This window comes from Bartonella sp. AP3QHHD (assembly GCF_042195765.1).
Lineage (GTDB): Bacteria > Pseudomonadota > Alphaproteobacteria > Rhizobiales > Rhizobiaceae > Bartonella.
Window position 1 is genome coordinate 1 of record NZ_JBHIPC010000060.1, and the last position, 3,218, is coordinate 3,218.

Genomic DNA, 3,218 nt, shown 5'->3' on the forward strand with positions numbered 1-3,218 from the left:
AAAGCGTGCGGTTGCTAAACCACTCTGCCATGAGTATATCGCGTTCATGTTTTTTGACCGAACACCACGGAAAATTTGCCATATCCCATGGATAATCAATTTGATCCCAGCTTAACTCTTCATCCCCATCATCTATCCAATTGCCAATAAGCCTGCCTTCTTCTCTTGTGAGCGTGTGATTGATCTCTGTTGTGCGCCCAAAGGAAAACAAAGTGCCCCCAGCTGTTAAGTGAACACCGCTTTCATACTCCAATATGCTGTCATCAAGGCGTGACATATTGCATTCAACAGCTTGCACATCATAACCATAGGTCCCACGGCGAAAATCAGAGCGCAAACTTTTGGAAAGTCCGACAATCGCTTCAATGGCTTCAAGGCTTTTACGTTCAGGCAACTGATCAAAATCAAGTTGAAAGGAATTCCACCATGCTCGCCCTGTCCATGCGGGTTGAAAGCGTGCCGAAATCCCTAGCCATTCAAGCCCCACCTCTATTGCAGCAAGGGAGCCGCGCAAACGCTGCCATTGAAGCCCTTGATCAATCAAATCATAGAGGTTTGGAACATAAGGCGTAAGCTCTCCAAGCCCGTATTCTTCAATGAGCCACGGCAAGAAACGGGGAGGGCGTGTGATCAGTTTTGCGCGTGAAATCCCCAAAACAGAACCATCAATATCTTGATGAAAATCGCAAGCATCGGCAAGGCGCTTTTCAAATTCTGTTGCGTTTGTGGGAAGGAGGGAACCAACCATTAGCGCGCACGCCCTTTGAAGTTTAAGGTGATTTTTCCAATCGATAAAATTTCTTCATCACAAACCATACTGTCTTGTGTTGGGGTAATGGCAATGACTTTTTGGACACCAGAAATCATTAGTTTTGAAATCCACCACGAGAGGCTTAATTCACGACCAATGGCTTGTTCTTGTCTCCATGCTGCTCTTAAATTTGCCTCCATTGTCGTGAGAATTTTCAAAGATGTTTCCGGTAACAGCCAAACATCTGCTTCTAAGTCCAGCACTTTTTTGACAGCAGCGTGAACAATGATTGTATCATTGGTCATGATGATATTTTTTCTGTGAAGAGCTTGTGAAACTGCTTGTATGAGATCTTCAGAGGCTGTTCCTTCTTCATTATTACCAAAAAGAGCAACATAGATGGTTGGGTTTTTGCCTTTACGATAGATAATGGCATCTTTCACTCGACTATCGGCTGTTAAGGCGATAAGCTTGTAATAGGGCTCTGTCCCGCTCCCATTACCTCCACGGGCATGAAGCTGTATGCGTTCACGATATCTCTCGTCACTTTCCTCTTCCATGCGGGCAATACCATGCCAGTTTCCCAAAGCATCAAGAGATTCACCGATTGCAAAATCAAGAATATTATTGCGTGCTGCCTCATTAATACGCTGTCTTAAAAGCAACTCTCGATAGCTAAAAGCCTCAATGACTTTTACAGCCGGATCACTTTCAAGAATGGTATATTCAGGCAAAAGCTCTTTTAAATGGACAAGAGCAGCAGCGCGTATTTCTTCAAAAGAAAGTTCTGTGATGATGTCTGGTTTTGCAAGCACTCCATTCATTTTATCAATAATCCTTCCATGGTAATGGGCTTGCCGGATGGCAAATAAATGCCTTCAAAGGATAAAGAAACGTGTCCATTCTCACCCCTTTTAAAATCAATTTTTTTCAATTTAAAACGCGGTTCCCACTTGTCTAAAGCCTCAGCAACAGCAGCATAAAGAGCAACAGCAAAAGCATTATTAACCGGTGCATCAATGAGTTCCGCAACACGTGAACCATAATCACGCCGCATTACACGCGAACCAATCCGCGTTAACAAAATATCAAGGATTGATTGACGCAAATGATCAATGCCGGTCAATGGCTTTCCTGTTGTACGGTCCATTCCACTGTTCAATTGGGACCTCCTGTCATAGAACCACCAGGGGAAACACCGTCATGAACATGGGTTTCTCCTACATTGGTGCCGTTATGCTTTAGTCCACTTGAATGAATGGAAACATTATTTCCAGAATGAAGAGAGAGACTATCATTCGAATTCAGTGAAATGCCATCACCAGCCTTCAAAGAGATGCCGCCTTTTGCGTTTAAATTTATATCGCTTTCTGAAACAATCTTTATGCCTTCCGGTGCGGTAAGCTCTAGCTTGCCACCATCACCTTTTAGTGACACACCATCAGCGATTGTCAGGATCAACTTTCCGCCGGATTTGATGTGAATTCCATAAGTGTTTTGTTCATCATCATATTCAAGGCTGGTTCCATCAGGGTATATCGTTCGGTGAATGCTGCCCTTATCGGCTGCTTGATTAGCATCTGTATGAATGGAACCCACAATCATCCCTTGTGACAAATCCCCTGATGACGAGATAACAACTACTTGCTCTCCAACATCACGCCCTTCATAAGAACGTGTTTTACCGGCGCGGGCTTGGGTATCTGGAATCCAGTCACTGACAAGATTGCCACTTTTTACCCGATAGCGTGCGTTTTTATGGTCGACATGGCTAATCTTCCCCACCACAACCATATTGGCCACACGTCTCTTTAGATCTGTGATTTCTTTATCGCGTCGCTCTAACATGTCCACCTTCAATTTTATGGTATTTGTCTTCGTTTCCCACACCTGTTTCGGGTTTAAAACCGACAAGGGGTTCAACAACTCTTGCGATTGCCTTTCCTTCATCAGGGCAGGGGATATTGGTGACGTAAGTCACCTCAAAGGTTAAAATTGCACCGTGGAGTGCTAAAGCGCCATTATCACCAAAGGCAAAAGCAATATTTTGCAGGCGGCATGTCTCAACGGTGTTGTTAAGATTGGGGTTGGCATGGAAAATCTCTTCAATTTCCCATGCTAATTGGTCAACAAAACGCGCTCCATCTTCACATGTCGCATAACATTCAACATCTAGCGTTAAAACACGCCGTCTTAAGCCAAAATCATGTCCATCTTCAATTGTTTCACTTTGTGTTGAGATATTAATAGCTGGCATTGCTTCAATAAATAAATTGAAGTCACGCATATTGAAAACATTGTCACCAGCTGCCGTCTTTGCTGCTTTGATCAACGCAACAAATGTTTCTCTTATCGTCTCGCGGGGATGTTTCATTATTTCTGTTCTCGCAAGATAAGCTTATACATACCGGATTCAGAGGCTTGGACATCTGTAACAGTGAAGTGTTCTTGAGAAGAGGGGGCTTTG

General features: G+C 43.7%; 5 protein-coding genes. All 5 read right to left on the reverse strand.

The genetic code is table 11. The features are described 5' to 3' along the window. Nucleotides 1–748: phage tail protein (locus ACFIL7_RS03405; protein ID WP_375683361.1), on the reverse strand; the 748-nt coding region annotated here is incomplete at its 3' end. After that, nucleotides 748–1,575, reverse strand: a complete 828-nt coding sequence (locus ACFIL7_RS03410; protein WP_375635074.1) for a baseplate J/gp47 family protein — start codon at nucleotides 1,573–1,575, stop codon at nucleotides 748–750. The genes ACFIL7_RS03405 and ACFIL7_RS03410, both read right to left, overlap by 1 nt. After that, the gene (locus ACFIL7_RS03415) at nucleotides 1,572–1,913 is read right to left on the reverse strand and encodes a GPW/gp25 family protein (RefSeq protein WP_375612353.1); all 342 of its coding nucleotides are present in this window, start codon (nucleotides 1,911–1,913) and stop codon (nucleotides 1,572–1,574) included. The genes ACFIL7_RS03410 and ACFIL7_RS03415 overlap by 4 nt, the downstream gene beginning before the upstream one ends. After that, complete coding sequence (locus ACFIL7_RS03420) at nucleotides 1,910–2,599, reverse strand: phage baseplate assembly protein V (RefSeq protein ID WP_375655403.1); 690 nt, start codon at nucleotides 2,597–2,599, stop codon at nucleotides 1,910–1,912. Before ACFIL7_RS03420 ends, ACFIL7_RS03415 begins: the two co-directional genes overlap by 4 nt. Further along, complete coding sequence (locus ACFIL7_RS03425; RefSeq protein ID WP_375683362.1) at nucleotides 2,580–3,125, reverse strand: hypothetical protein; 546 nt, start codon at nucleotides 3,123–3,125, stop codon at nucleotides 2,580–2,582. Before ACFIL7_RS03425 ends, ACFIL7_RS03420 begins: the two co-directional genes overlap by 20 nt. Between the last annotated feature and the right edge of the window lie 93 nt (nucleotides 3,126–3,218).